11 protein-coding genes are annotated in these 12,929 nt (G+C 68.6%); 4 read left to right on the top strand and 7 right to left on the bottom strand.

The annotated features are described in order from the left end of the window. Positions 1 to 25 precede the first annotated feature (25 nt). Positions 26 to 865 (bottom strand): helix-turn-helix transcriptional regulator, encoded by an 840-nt coding sequence (locus ACLJPX_RS32895; protein WP_410604326.1) that lies wholly within the window; start codon positions 863 to 865, stop codon positions 26 to 28. A gap of 103 nt (positions 866 to 968) precedes the next feature. Between ACLJPX_RS32895 and ACLJPX_RS32890 the strand changes: the two genes are divergently transcribed. After that, a complete protein-coding gene (locus ACLJPX_RS32890) occupies positions 969 to 1,664 on the top strand; it encodes an SDR family oxidoreductase (protein WP_410604325.1) in 696 nt (231 codons plus the stop codon). Here ACLJPX_RS32890 and ACLJPX_RS32885 read toward each other — a convergent pair. The 4 genes from ACLJPX_RS32885 to ACLJPX_RS32870 all read right to left on the bottom strand — a co-directional run bounded on the left by ACLJPX_RS32885 (position 1,631) and on the right by ACLJPX_RS32870 (position 4,679). Continuing rightward, positions 1,631 to 2,104 (bottom strand): hypothetical protein, encoded by a 474-nt coding sequence (locus ACLJPX_RS32885; RefSeq protein ID WP_410604324.1) that lies wholly within the window; start codon positions 2,102 to 2,104, stop codon positions 1,631 to 1,633. The genes ACLJPX_RS32890 and ACLJPX_RS32885 overlap by 34 nt on opposite strands. Continuing rightward, on the bottom strand, positions 2,101 to 3,393 hold the full coding sequence (locus ACLJPX_RS32880) for an SON protein (protein ID WP_410604323.1): 1,293 nt from the start codon (positions 3,391 to 3,393) through the stop codon (positions 2,101 to 2,103). The genes ACLJPX_RS32885 and ACLJPX_RS32880 overlap by 4 nt, the downstream gene beginning before the upstream one ends. Positions 3,394 to 3,465: 72 nt before the next feature. Then, positions 3,466 to 4,125: a response regulator gene (locus tag ACLJPX_RS32875; RefSeq protein WP_410604322.1), complete on the bottom strand. Its 660-nt coding sequence runs from the start codon at positions 4,123 to 4,125 to the stop codon at positions 3,466 to 3,468. Positions 4,126 to 4,139: 14 nt separating this feature from the next. Next, positions 4,140 to 4,679 carry a DUF1453 domain-containing protein gene (locus ACLJPX_RS32870; RefSeq protein WP_101606168.1) on the bottom strand — a complete coding sequence of 180 codons (540 nt, stop codon included), beginning with the start codon at positions 4,677 to 4,679 and terminating at the stop codon, positions 4,140 to 4,142. A gap of 118 nt (positions 4,680 to 4,797) precedes the next feature. On the opposite strand from ACLJPX_RS32870, the gene ACLJPX_RS32865 reads away from it, so the two are divergent. Continuing rightward, positions 4,798 to 5,949 (top strand): sensor histidine kinase, encoded by a 1,152-nt coding sequence (locus tag ACLJPX_RS32865; RefSeq protein WP_410604321.1) that lies wholly within the window; start codon positions 4,798 to 4,800, stop codon positions 5,947 to 5,949. 40 nt (positions 5,950 to 5,989) lie between these two features. Here the strand turns inward: ACLJPX_RS32865 and ACLJPX_RS32860 are convergent, their stop codons facing one another. Then, positions 5,990 to 7,174, bottom strand: coding sequence for a PQQ-dependent sugar dehydrogenase (locus ACLJPX_RS32860; RefSeq protein ID WP_410604320.1), 1,185 nt, complete (start codon positions 7,172 to 7,174; stop codon positions 5,990 to 5,992). Between the two features lie 328 nt (positions 7,175 to 7,502). Between ACLJPX_RS32860 and ACLJPX_RS32855 the strand changes: the two genes are divergently transcribed. Continuing rightward, positions 7,503 to 7,859 carry a helix-turn-helix domain-containing protein gene (locus ACLJPX_RS32855; RefSeq protein WP_410604319.1) on the top strand — a complete coding sequence of 119 codons (357 nt, stop codon included), beginning with the start codon at positions 7,503 to 7,505 and terminating at the stop codon, positions 7,857 to 7,859. A gap of 597 nt (positions 7,860 to 8,456) precedes the next feature. Here ACLJPX_RS32855 and ACLJPX_RS32850 read toward each other — a convergent pair. After that, entirely contained in the window at positions 8,457 to 11,483 is a 3,027-nt protein-coding gene (locus ACLJPX_RS32850) for an NB-ARC domain-containing protein (protein WP_410604318.1), read from the bottom strand. A gap of 222 nt (positions 11,484 to 11,705) precedes the next feature. Here ACLJPX_RS32850 and ACLJPX_RS32845 point away from each other — a divergent pair, with 222 nt between their 5' ends. After that, positions 11,706 to 12,917, top strand: a complete 1,212-nt coding sequence (locus ACLJPX_RS32845; protein WP_410604317.1) for a hypothetical protein — start codon at positions 11,706 to 11,708, stop codon at positions 12,915 to 12,917. Positions 12,918 to 12,929 lie beyond the last annotated feature (12 nt).

The raw sequence follows: 12,929 nt of genomic DNA, 5'->3' as shown, positions 1-12,929 counted from the left end.
AAGCCGTTCGCCCGGCGCTGTTCTTTCAGCCGGTCAGGGATTGCGTCCCGAGCACGGTGAGCAGCGCGAGCCGCTCGGCGGCTTCGGAGCCGGGTTCGGCCGTGTAGACCATGATGTGCAGGTCGCAGCCTTCGACGGTCAGCACGTCGCAGTCGAGCTCGACCGGCCCGACCGAAGGATGGTCGATGATCTTGCGTGCGGACTCGTGCCGTCCGACGGCACCGGAATCCCACAGCCGCGCGAACCGCGGGCTCCCGTCGCGCAGTTCCGCGATCAGCCGGGTGAGCCGCTGATCGGCCGAGTAGCGGGCGGCCGCCGAGCGCAGGTCCGCGACGAGGACCGCTTCGAAGGTCCGCAAGGATTCCGGGGTGTGCCGGGCACGCGTGCCCTCGCCGAGGAAATGCCGCCAGACGGCGTTGCGCTCGAATCCGCGCGCCTGGGACGGATCACCCATCAGGGCGGCGTACGGCGGGTTCGCCGACAGGAACGTCCAGGTGGCGTCGAACACCGCGACGGGGATCCCGGTCATCCGGTCGATCAGCCGTTGGACACCGGGTGTGAGGTACGCGGAGGCGACGTCCGGTCCCGGCACCGCCAGCCCGGCGAGACCGAAAAGGTGGGCGCGTTCGGGTCCGGAGAGCCGGAGCGCCCTCGCCAGCGCCTCGACGACCTGATCGGACGGATGCGACGCGCGGCCTTGTTCCAGCCGGGTCACGTAGTCGACGGAAATCCCCGCCAGCATGGCCAGTTCCTCGCGGCGCAGGCCGGCCGCGCGCCGCTGACCGCCCTCGGGCAGGCCGACGTCCGACGGGGAGACGCGGTCGCGCCAGCGTCGTACCGCCCGCCCGAATTCCGTCGCCGCCATGACCGCCAGTCTGCCCCGATCCCCCGGAAGGTGCCTGGTACCGCGAGTCCCAGGAAGATCGGTCGACTGGCTGTCCTGGTCTCGCCGGGACGACGCTGATCCCATGACCACGACACTGATCACCGGGGCCAACAAGGGCCTCGGCCGCGAGACCGCCCGTCGCCTCATCGCCGACGGCCACACCGTCTACCTGGGCAGCCGCGACGCCGAACGCGGCCGCCGCGCCGCGGAAGAACTGGGCGCACGCCTGATCCTGCTCGACGTCACCGACGACGCCTCCGTCGAGGCGGCCGCGAAGACCATCGAAGCCGAGGGCGGGCTGGACGTCCTGGTCAACAACGCGGGTGTGGAAAACCGGCCCATGCTCGGCGCCGCCGACCTGACGGCGGACGAACTGCGCACGACCTTCGAGACCAACGTGTACGGCACCGCCCGGGTGACGCACGCGTTCCTTCCGCTGCTGCGGCGCTCCGCAGCACCCGTGGTGGTCAACGTCAGCAGCGGCCTGGCCTCCCTCACCGGGCTGACCATGCCCGACTCGCCGTCGTACGCCTATCCGGGAGTGGCGTACCCGGCGTCGAAGGCCGCGGTCAACGTGCTCACCATCCAGTACGCCAAGGCGTTCCCCGGGATGCGGATCAACGCCGTCGAGCCGGGCTACACCGCGACGGACCTCAATGGACGGTCCGGGCATCAGACCGTCGAGGAGGGCGCCGAGATCATCGTCCGGATGGCCTCGATCGGACCGGGCGGCCCGACCGGCGGCTACTTCGACGTCTCGGGGTCGCTCCCCTGGTGACTCCAAACCGCCTCGAAATCGGCGCAGACCACCACGATCGACCCGCCGATCAGCTGGATCTCGTGACGGCAGCCCCGCTCGTGCGGCAAGGTCTCGTCGAGCTGGACCGGCCCCTCGCCGGACTCGAGACGCAGTTCTCCGACCCGGTCGTAGGTGATGGTGAGGACCACGGGAGTGCCTTCGTGCCAGGAGAACCGGGCGGTGACCGTCAGTTCCCGGTTCTCCCGCGCGAAGTCGACCGAGACGAGGTGCAGATCCTTGACGCAGCGGTCGCCGAAGAAGCTGTAGTGGTCCGGGTCGGTGGCGAACCGGGCCGCACCCGGCGGCAGTTTCGCCGCCAGGTCCGGCAAGCGCTCCAGGTAGGCGGTGGGGTCGAGGAAGAACCCCGTCGGCTCCGGAACGATCTTGATGTACTCCATCCCGGCAGTTTCCCAGGTCACTTGCCGCCGAGCTTCGACCGCCGCTCCGTCAGCTCGTCGACGAGCCGGGTGATCTCGACCTGCCCGATCGCTTCGGCCACCACGGAAACCGACGCGATGCTCTCGATCCGGTACTGGACCGGCACCCCGCCCGAGGCCCGCGACTGCGCTTCCGCGTCCGCCTTCTTCTCCGCTTCGACGGACGCGAAGACCCCACCGGCCCCGCCGTTGACGCAGCTGATCGAGCCCGAGCCGTTCAGCGGCAGGGTCGCCGTGTTCCGGCAACTGCCCGCCGAGCGGCCGCCGATGGTCACGTTCGCGGTCATCGTGGCGTTGACCTGGCCGGTGACCTTCCCGCCGCTGTTCGCCGACGCGGAGTTGGACACGTTCGCGGTCACCGTGCAGCCCGAGGCGCCGCACTCGACCGTGGCCGCGCCGTCCATGTCGAACCGGACGCCGGTGTCGACGGCGTTGGACAGTTTCTTGGTGTTCGACGTCAGGTCTTCGTAGACGGCGTCGGTCTCTTCGGGCGACAAAGCGTCCACATCGGACTCACCGAGGGCGGCGCCGGAAGGCATCTGGGGCCGCGATTCCGCGTCGGGCATCGTCGGGAGCTTCGGAACCGACGGCGTCCCGCCGGGCACGCTCACGGAGTAGCGGAGAAGCCGATGCGGCGCTTCCTTCGAGACGTACAGGTCACCGGCGGGCGTGCTCGCCTTGATCGCCGGGACGTCTCGGACGGTCTCGTTCTGGTCGTCCTCGATCTCCTTCGCCCGTTCCAGCGCCTCGCGCAAGCGGCCGGCGAGTTTCTCCGGGGACTCGAACTGCTGCACGACCGGGCCGAACAACGCGTCCTCGCCGGTGATCCACCGGTCCTTGAGGTCCTCGGCTTCGGACGAGTCCGCTCGCGACCCGGGCAGCATGCCGTCGGGCGCCTTGAAGTAGACCTTGCCGCCGACGACCAGGATCTCGATCTTCCTGCCCTGGAAGGACATCGTGCCGGACGTCTCGCCGAACGCGGTGGTCTTGACGTCCGTCTTGATCATCCCGCCGACCGCGGAGGTGCTGTTCCGGACCGCCGGTGCCGAGGACAGCGCAGTCAGTGCCTGCTCGAAGGGCTCGCGACCGGCTTTCGAGGGCCACAGCAGCCAGGTGGTCAGTCCGGCGAGGAGCACCAGCACGAGCCCCGCGATCCCGCCGAACAGCAGCCACCGCCGGGGTTTCCGGACGGGCGGCGCCGGGGCCGGTTGGGGTACCCAGCCCTGCGGCGGCGGCCACTGCGCGCCTTGGGGTGGGAATGAGTGCTCCACGTCGCCTCCATCGCTGAATTCACCAGACGACCTCACGCTAAGGAGGGATGATGAAAACTTGATGAAACGCGATCAGGTGAAGCGGTAGGGCGCGGGAGCCGGGGCGCTCAGCGCGTACCGGACGGCTTCGGCGCGCGAGTGGAAGCCCGCTTTCGCGAACAGGTTGTTGATGTGGGTCTTGACGGTGGCCTCGCTGATCACCAGCCGCGCGGCGATCTCCGGATTGCGCAGGCCCTCGCCGATCAGCCCGAGGATCTCCGTCTCCCGCGAGGTGAACCCGAACCGGTCGCCCTCGTCCGCCGCGCGGACCCGGCGTGACGCGAGGGTGAGGAGCCGTCGCTGGACCTCCGGGGCGAGCACGACCTGCCCGTCGGCGGCGGTGCGCACGGCCTGTTCGATCTTCGCCCGGTCGGCTTCCTTGGTCAGGTACCCGCTCGCACCGGCTTCGAGCGCGGCGAGGATCGATTCGTCGTCGTCGAGACTGGTCAGCACCACGACCTGGACCTCCGGCGCCTCGGCCTTGATCCGTCCGGTCGCCTCGACGCCGTTCAGCACCGGCATGTGGAGGTCCATCAGCACGACGTCCGGCGTGTGCCGGGAGACCGCGGCGAGGGCCTCCTCGCCGTTGGTGGCCGTCGCGACGACGGTGAGGCCGTCGGCGAGGTCGAGCATCACCGCGAGGGCTTCCCGCACGGACGCCTGGTCGTCGACGACGACGAGCGAGACGGTCACCTCGGCACCTCCGATCAACGTCGGGTCATCCTGGCCTGCAGATCGTCGAGGAACGGAGACGTGGTGTGCGCCTTACCGTCCTCGCCCTTCTTCCAGACGATACGGCTGTCGGTGCGCATCGCCCTGGCGAGTACCACGACACCCTCCACGAGCATGCCCACGCCGATGGTCAGCATGACACTGTTGCCGCCGGAGGGGACTCCGGTGATCAGGCCCAGCAGCAGGTTCGCGCCGACCTTGGCGGCCACGTTCAGCGCCCACAGCACGATCGTGAGCCAGGTGTAGCGCATGTGCGCGACACCGTCTTGCCGGTAGAGCCGGATGCTCACGCCCCGCAGCACTCCGAACAGGACACTCACCGCGAGGGTGACGACCAGGAACACCACCGCGGTCGCGGATTTCACGCTGTCGTCCACATCGGACAGCCCGATCACGGCGAGGATCGCCGGCAGGAGCAGCATCCGCTTGGCCTCGGCGACGTCCCCGGCCAGCCGCCGGATCAGGATGTATCCGACGGCGGCGACGATCAGGACTATTTCGACAGGTGTGCTCACGTTTACCCCCTCGGGCCGGTTTTCGAAGACACTCCGACGCTAGGGCGGTGATCGCGGGAAGTCGTGCGGCGGCGGCCGTATCTTCGGGTGGAGAACCGTCTCCACCCAGGGAGCATCGATGACCGGAAGCGCGACGGTGCTACGCCGCGAATGGATCGCCGACAGGCTGATCCGGCCCGTCCTGATCACGGCGGCGATCGGGGTGACCGGGGTCAGGATCTTCACCCATGAAGTCCATTTCCGTCCTTGGACGACGGCGCTCTTCTTCGTCGTCGCGCTCTTCGCCGTGGTCTCGCTCATGCCCTGGAACCGGATTCCGGCGCGGACGCAGACCACCCTCGCGAGCGGATACGCCGTCTCCGCGGCCGTGCTCCTCGCCTTGGCCCCGCAGACCTTCGCGCCGATGTTCGCCTACCTCGCCGCCGCGGTCGCCGGGATCAAACTCGCCTCCCGCACCGCGGCGATCTGGATCGCGGTACTCGACGCCGTCTGCTGTGCCGTGGCGGTCGCCGTGGTCGGCGCGGTGACTCCGGCGGCAGACGACTGGCCGTGGTGGCTCGCGCTTTCGGTGGGCCTGCCGGTGCTGCTGGGCATCGCCCGCCGAGACCGGCGTAACGCGCTCTTCAACGCCGAACGCGCCGCCTCCGAAGCCCGGCGGGCCGCCGCCTCCGAGTCGCGGGAGGCCGCGCTGCTGGAACGGACGCGGATCGCGCGGGAACTGCACGACGTCCTCGGCCACTCGCTGACCGGGATCGCCCTGCAACTCGACATGGCCGACGCCCTCGGCACGAAGGGCAGGGACGCGGAAGCCGGCGAGGCCGTGCGCCGCGCGCGGTCACTGGCGGTGGACGGTATCGGGCGGATGCGGCAGGCGGTGCACGAACTGCGCGAGGGCGCCCTGCCGCTGGAGGAGACCCTGGCCGCGTTGTGCGCGGGCGAGCAGGTGCCGTTCGAGGTCGAAGGCTCCGCCGGACCGCTCGGCGGCGGCGTCGCGCACACCCTGGTCCGCGCGGCGCAGGAGGCGCTGACGAACGCGGCCAAACACGCGCCCGGCACCGGACGCGCGGTGAAACTCGTGTTCTCACCGGAAACGGTCACGCTCGTCGTCACGAACGGCCCCGCCGGACGACGCGCGGCGCCGGACACCGGCGGCGGGATGGGACTGGTCGGGATGCGGGAACGGGCGACCGCGCTGGGCGGGTCGGCGCAGGCGGGCCCGGCGCCGGACGGCGGTTGGACGGTCGAGGTCCGGCTGCCCCGCGCGGAGTGAGCCCTCGGCCGCGCCGGGCGGACGCGGCCGAGGACCGGGGTCAGCCCTTGCGCGCGAACGAGATCCGGTGCAGTCCACCGGGCGTTTCGTCGGCCAGGTACAGCTCGCCGTACTGGTCGGTGCCGAACGTGGTGGCGTCGAGCGGGAACTCGCCGATCCGGGCGCTTTCGTAGGTGCCGTCGGTCTTCTTGCGGACGGCCCACGCCGTGCCCTGGCAGAAGTCGGTGGCGATGTAGGTGCCGCCCGCCAGTGAGGCGTACTTCTTGCCGCGGTAGGCGTGCCCGCCGATCACCGCGCAGCCCTCCGCGCCGGAGATGTAGTGGAAGACCGGTTCGGTGAACGTCGCGCCCTCCTGGCACCGCGTCTGGTCGAACACGACCGGCCCCTCCTTGCAGGACCAGCCGAAGTTCGCGCCGCCCTTGCCCGCGGCGAGATGGTCGACCTCCTCGAACCGGCCCTGCCCGACGTCGCCGATCCACAGCGAGCCGTCGGCCGGGTCGAAGGAGAAGCGCCACGGGTTGCGCAGCCCGTACGACCAGATCTCCGCCCGCGCGCCCGCGACCCCGGCGAACGGGTTGCCCGCCGGGACGCAGTACCGCAGCGGACGGCACGCGCGGTTGACGTCGACGCGCAGGATCTTGCCCAGCAGCGTGTCCAGCCGCTGCCCGCTGGCCAGCGGATCGCCCCCGCCGCCGCCGTCGCCGATCCCCCAGTACAGATAGCCGTCGGGGCCGAACGCCAGCTGTCCGCCGTTGTGGTTGGGGAACTCGGAATGAGGCTGGGTGATCAGCTCGGTGAGCTCACCGGTGTCCGGCCGGACCCGCGACAGGGTCACCGCGCTGTCGGACTTGCGGGTGTACGCGACGTAAACCCGCTTGTCCTTGGCGATCGCCAGCCCGAGCAGTCCGCGTTCGACGTCCGCGCCGTTCACCTTGGCGCTGATGTCCAGGAACGGTTTGGCGGCGAGCCCGGTCCTGGGATGGTAGGCGCGGACGACGCCCCTCTTCTCCACGACGAGGATCCGGCCGCTCCCGTCGTTGAGCGCCGTGATCGCGGTGGGGTTCACCAGGCCGGACGCGACCTGGGTCGCCGTGGCGGTCAGCTCGCCGAGCGGAACACCCCGCGCTTCCCGGGTTTCCGCGCTGCTCGCGGCCGGGAGCAGCGCTCCGGCCAAGGCGAGCCCGGCCACCAGGGACAACCCCCGGCGTAGGTGCCGTCGCGTCATGTGGACTCCAATCACCGATGAATGGTCTGGTCCAATTCAACAGCGGCCGGAGCAGTGGCGGTACCTCCATCCGCGAGCTTTTCGTCGGTTTGTTTCCGCCACCTCCGAGCGATGGATTTGCGGCCGGGCACCACCGGAATGGACACCATGCGCCGCGCGAGTTCTCGGCGACATGCCGGTGAAGGGCAACACATTCGAGTGAAGTACACGGTCAGCGGTGTGAGACTGGGCGCCCATGCCTTTGTCTGGAGGATCGGGATGGAGCCTGGACGACCAGGATCCTCATGTCGGGCGACGATCGATCAGCTGTGCGGGCGGCGATGATCCGGTGACCGAGAACGACGACAGCGCTGGCGAACCAGCCGATTCCGAGGAGGACGGGGATTCCCCCGGTCCACGGGAAGCCGAGCTCGTTCGTCTCTACAACGACGGCGCGACGATTCACAGCCTGGCTCAGCGCTACGGGCTGAGTTACCAAAAGGTACGAACCACTCTGCTGGCCGCCGCCGTCGCCCTGCGACCTCCGAAGATCCAGCTACCGCCCACGCCGCCAGGTCTCGTCAACGCCTACCTGTCAGGCAGGAGCATCCGGCAGCTGGCGGACATCCATGGCATGAGCTACAACCAGACCCGCCGGATCCTGCTCGCGGAAGGCGTCGCCCTCCGCCCCCGAGGGCGACAGTAGTCACACCTCGCACCATGCCCAGGGCCGGCTCTCCGGGCCGCGCCACGCCCGGAGAGCCCAGATCCCTACGTACGGCGCATGACCTTGTCGGTCACGCTCCGTACACGATCCAAATGCTGGGTTCAATCACGGTCGACTGCGTCCTCTCATGTCGGGTATCGTGTGTCGACTCCGCAAGATCAGGTCGAATCTTTAAGGTTTCGAGGCGCTCTTTCATTTATTGAGCAGGGTTTGACCGATGTTCCTCAGAGTGACGGCGGCAGCCTACAAGCAACTCAGAGCGGGACTTTCAGCGCCCCATCACACGACCGTGCACCCAGGGTCAGCGACACGCCACTCGAAGGTTTGACATGCAGGTTCTCTTGCGTCCACGGAAGTTTCGACACCGGACGCCCGGTGACACGAGCCCTCACGATCGACCACTTGATCCCACATGACGCGCGCTCCCCCTGAATCTACTCTTCAGTAGTCACGGAAACGGCCTAATTCGCGAAAAATATTCATCACCAGAACGTGTCTTACTCAGTCCGAAGTCATCCCTGAGTAGTTTTCCACGGGAATGGATTCACACTTTTCAGCGGTTACCCACCGGTACCATCAGGTGCGATCCGCGCGGAGAATGCGGAGATGCGGAGACGGCATCGCCACCGTGTCCCCCGCGCTTTCGCGCGCCACCGGGACGAGCGGCCCGCGCGCGTCCAATTCGGCCAGCCGGGCTTCGATCGCGGCGACCCTCGCCATCCGCGCCCGTCCGCGGTAGAGCTCCGCGGCCTCCCGCCACAGCTTTCGCGCGTCGTCGGGATTGCCGTGGTCACAGACGATGTCCGCCAGGACGGACAGCGCCCGCGCCTGTCCCGTCGCGGTCTGAGACCTGTTCGCCAACTCGACCGCCTGGTTCGCGTGCCGCAACGCCGCCCGATCGTCTCCTTCGGCATGCCGCAACCTGGCGAGCGCCGTATTGAGTTTCATGACCGTCGGAAGGTCCTGACTGGCCTCGACCAAGACCGACCCGGCAGCACATTCCGCCGATGCTTCGGACAACCTGCCCAGCCGGACCAGCAGTTCCCCGAGTGCGACGTGCGTCCGCAGCAGTTCGGTGGCATCGCCGACCTCCCGACGGCGTCGCTTGGCTTCCCGATACAGACCGAGCGCCTCGTCGTCGTGGCCGCCCACGTCGACCAGCGCGTCGGCGAACCGGTGTTCCGCGTTGGCGCACAACGTCGGCTCGCCCAGTTCACGAACGGATGGGAGCACCTTCCGGTACTTCTCGACCGCTTCGGCCGCGCGACCGGCATGGAGATGCACGCGGGCGAGATTCAACCGGACCGTCGCGCTGCCGACCGCGATCCCGTGGGCGTCGACCAGTTCGAGTGCGCGCAGCAGACACTCCTCGGCCGCGTCGTCGGCGCCGATCAGCATGTGCACGACCGCCAAATCGTTCAGGCAAGAAGCCAACGAACCCACGTCGCTCTGCGCCGCCGCCGCGCGGACGGCGATGGTCAACCCCTCGACCGCGTCGGGAAAACACCCCTGCAGCATGAAGAATTCCGTTGTCATCGCGGGGAGAACGCACGAGATACCGTTCAGGACACCCTCTGACGCGGCGATGATCGCCATCAGTGAAGTTCTTTCCCTCAACACCCATTGCCGCGCTTCGGCGACGGTGGCGAATCCAGGCACCGGCGCCGCAGGCACCATCGGCGGCATTTCCAGCAGTTCTTTGTGCGGGAACTGCAGCCGGTACGCCTCGATGACCATTCGCAGGTAGAACTCGAACATCCTTCTCCGCGCAAGGTCCACATCGGACAGTCGAGTGGTCAGAGACGCGGCGTACAGATGCAAGAGATCATGGACGCGATATCTGTCGAGATCGCCAGGGTGTTCGATCAGATGCGCCGCGACCAGGACGTCGAGCGAGCGCCGCACCTCCGGCGCCGGGCGCCCGTCCGCGGCGGCGATCACCTCACTCGTCATCTCGGTACTCGGATGCAGGCCGATCAGCGCGAAGACGCGCTGCTCGGCAGGATCGAGATCCTGATGGGAAAGAGTGAAGACGGACCGCAGGCTCGTCCCCGGCCAGTCTCCCTCGTCGCCGAGGTCCAGCAGCATCTCGGCCGCGCGCAACTGGCTCGCCAAGGTCCGCATCCTGGTACCCGCGCGCGAGACCGCACGTTCGGCCACCAGCGTCAGCGCCAAGGGGTTGCCTCCGCACAACCGCACCAGCTCTTCGACGCCCTCCGCGTCGTCGCGCGCGCGGGGGCCGATTCGCCGGGCCAGCAGGGCCGAGGAATGCCTGTCCTCGAGGGGAGCGACCTTGATCACCGGCGGGGTCAGCTTCGCCGACAAGGACTTCAGCCGCCACCGCGAAATGATCAGCACCGTGCAAGACGACAGGACACCCAGCAGCGGGGCCACCTGATCGGTACTGCGCACGTTGTCGAGGATCACCAGCATCGAACGCCGGGCCAGCAGGGCGGCCAGTTTGGCCGCGCGTGCGATGGGGTTGACCACCTGATCGACCGGAAAGTCGAGCAACGACAAGAGAGTGTCGACGATCTCTCCCGCGCCGGCCCGCGCGGCCTGACCGTCACCGCGAAGATCCAGCATGACCGCACCGTGCCGATAGCGTCGTTCGGCGCGGTGAGCCCATTTGGCCGCCAAGGTCGTCTTCCCGACTCCGGGCCCTCCGTTCACCACCACGACGCCGCGCCGCGGCGCACCCGCCGAATCGGTCGTGCAAGCGTCGAGCAGGGCGATCAGGTCGGCTCTTCCCGCGATATCGTCGACGTCCGGGGGCAGATGCCGGATCACCTGGTCCGCGGGCTCGGCGGAATCGGGAATCGCCGGCCTCTGCCGCGGAATCATCCGGTCCGGCCGGATGAGTACTTCCTCGTTGACGGTTCGCAGTTCTTGCGCCGCCCTTGTCTCCCCCGCTTCCCGGTAGCGGGCATAAGCCGCCCGGAAGAAGTCGGCGGCTTCGGCAGGCTGGTCGGCCTCGGCCAGCGCGCGAATTCTCAATCTCGCGAAGCTCAGCTCCATCGGATGCGACTGCTCGAGTTCCGCCAGTTTCCGCACCGCGGCCTCCGCCTGCCCGGTCGCCAATTGTTCGGCGACGACGAACGCGTTGGCCGGGATCCAGTCGCTGCGGACCCATCGCGTGCGCCATCCGTCGGCACGCTCCGTCCGCAGATCGGCCAGGGCTTCGTCGCGGCACAATCGGACGGCCGCCAGCGCTTCGATCAGCGCGCGGTCGCGCTGACCGAGTCCACGGAAACGGCGGGCCTTGTCCATCATGGCCAGGAATCCGACGTGGTCGATCAGTCCGGGGTCGATTTCCAATAGACAGTGCCCTTTTCCCACAATCACCTTTGCGGGCACGGATTTTTCGTGGAACGCCTGGCGCAGCTTCGTCGCGTTCTGGTGAAGTGTGGAGAGGGCGTTCCGTGGTGGTCCCTCGTGTTCTTCCCAGACCCAGTCCACGACGACGTCCAGCGGCAGCCGCCGGTTCGGCGCGGTCAGCAGCGCGGTCAGCACCTGCTTCGGCCGCGGAGCCGCCCAGTTCACGTCCACATTCCCGTGCATAAGCATGGCCGTTTGCCCGAGAATTCCGAATGCGATTTCCACGAGTTCTCCCCTTCCCCATGGCGAACCCGGGTTCGCCACCCCTGTCCCGCCGGTCATTTTTCCATCCGGCGGCGCATAAGGCCAGGTCATCGACATAATTGTCAAACATGAGCGATCACCGTTGATCGATTGTCAATGAACCGAGAACGGCGCGAAGCCGTTTTCTTCACGTGCACTCCCACGCTGGCTACGGATACCGACGTTGCGGCGAGGGGAAATGTCATGACCGAGTTATCGTGGGTCCGTAGTCCGGTGGGAAGTCCCGACCGGCACTGGGCGACACGCAAGGGCGTCAAATCCGTGCTGGTGCTGATCCCGCACATCGTCGCCGGAAACCGGCTTCTCGATCTGCTCCCGCTCCTGGAAGCCGACCACCGGCTGCAGGTCGTCTTCACCCTGGCGGAACCGTGGGAGTCTTGGCGCGCCACCGACGACTTCGTGAACGCGCTCGGCGGGATCGTCCTGCCCTGGGCGCAGGCCCGGCGAGGCGAGTACGACCTCGTCCTCGCCGCCAGCCAGCGTGGCATCGACGAGGTCGCCGGGCCGGTACTGCTGATCCCGCACGGCGGCGGGTTCGGCCAGTACCGGCCGTGGCGGCCTCCAGGGGCCGGAAACGGCTGGAGTCCCCAGATCGGGCTCGAAGCGGGCCAACTGATGCGGGAAGGACGGGTGCGCGCCGACTCGATCGTGCTCGTCCACGACCGCGAGATGGACGTCCTCGCCGAGACCTGCCCCCGCGCCGTCCCCGCCGCCGTCGTCGCGGGTGACATCGCCCTGGACCGGCTCACCGCGAGTCTTCCGTTTCGCGATCACTACCGGCGATGCCTCGGAGTGCCCGACGACCGGCGTCTGGTGGTGGTCACCTCGACCTGGTCCGACCGCTCGGCCTTCGGGCGCCACCCCGACCTGTTCGAGCGGGTACTCGACGAACTCCCGCCCGACCGGTTCCGGGTCCTCGGGGTCCTTCACCCCCAGATCTGGTCGCACCACGGTGCTTGGCAGATTCGCTCGTGGCTGGCAGACAGCCTGCGGGCCGGGCTCACCCTCCTGCGCCCCGAAGGAAGCTGGCGGGCCGCCTTGATCGCCGCCGACCACGTCATCGGCGACTACGGCTCTGTGACCGGCTACGCGTCCGGCATCGGCAAACCGGTGCTCCTGGCCGTGGACGGCACTCAGCCGCTCCTGCCCGGCACCCCCAGCGCGGTCATCGCCGAGAAAGCCCCGAGGTGGGATCCCCACCTCCCCCTCGTTCCTCAGCTGGGCGAGGCGGAGTCCCCCGGCCTGGCCGACCGTGTCCGTGCGTCGCTTTCGTCCAGGCCGGGCCGCGCCGGATCGATTCTGCGCACCGAGATGTACCGGCTCCTCGGCTTGGCCGAACCCGCCCGGAAGGTGCCGGTGTCCCCGGTCCGGCTGGCGGAGGTACTGCCGTGCTGATCTCTGGTTCGC

The sequence above is a fragment of the Amycolatopsis sp. lyj-90 genome, from assembly GCF_046549035.1.
Classification (GTDB): domain Bacteria; phylum Actinomycetota; class Actinomycetes; order Mycobacteriales; family Pseudonocardiaceae; genus Amycolatopsis.
Note: the sequence above shows the minus strand (reverse complement) of the source record. Positions and strands in the feature narration are given on the sequence as shown.